Here is a 679-nt window from a genome sequence, read left to right on the forward strand (position 1 = left end):
GGCATGCGGCGTTCTCCTCGGCGAGGGCCAGCATGAGTGCCTCCAGTGCTTGGGCGAGGACGGGTGCGGGAAGGTGGTCCGCGAAGACGCCTTCGCGCTGACCGCGCCGTAGGGTTGCGACGGCTTCTGCGCGGGCCGGTGCCAGGGTGGTGCGGATCGCGTCCTCTCCCAGGTGGCGCCGCCCCAAGGTGATGAGCATGCGGTAGTGGTCGCCCACCGCCCATGCCGCCAGCACCATCCGTGTCATCGCCTCGACCGGGTCGGCATCCGCGGTACGGGCTCCGGCGAACGCCTGCCGGAGTTCACGGCCCGCTTCCTGTGTCAGGTCGGCGATCAGCGCATGCCGGCTGGGGAAGTGTCCGTAGAGGGTGCGCCGGGCGACGCCGGCCGCCTGAGCGATGCTGTCGAGACTCGTGTCGGGGTCGTTCCGCAGTTTCTGCCGGGCGGTCGCGAGGATGCGTCGGCGGTTGGAGTGAGCGTCCTTGCGCTGCACAGTGCGGGCCGGGGTGTCGGTCGTCTGCATGGTTCTTTCTCTCCACGATGGCCGGAAAGCCGTGGGGGGCGGGGGGGGCCCCCCCCCCCGCCCCCCCCCACCCCCGCCCCCGGGGGGGGGGGGGGCGGGCGGGCGGGGGGGGGGGGCGGGGGGGTGGGGGGGGGGGGGGCCGCGCGTGTTTTGGCC

The 679-nt window shown here is 74.4% G+C and carries 1 protein-coding gene; it reads right to left on the reverse strand.

Going from position 1 to position 679, the window contains the following annotated elements; all coding sequences use genetic code 11:
* Window positions 1-523: TetR/AcrR family transcriptional regulator (locus tag ACIBJF_RS52730; protein ID WP_399185011.1), on the reverse strand; the 523-nt coding region annotated here is incomplete at its 3' end.
* Between the last annotated feature and the right edge of the window lie 156 nt (window positions 524-679).

The organism is Streptomyces sp. NPDC050743, assembly GCF_044456925.1.
Taxonomy (GTDB): Bacteria; Actinomycetota; Actinomycetes; order Streptomycetales; family Streptomycetaceae; genus Streptomyces.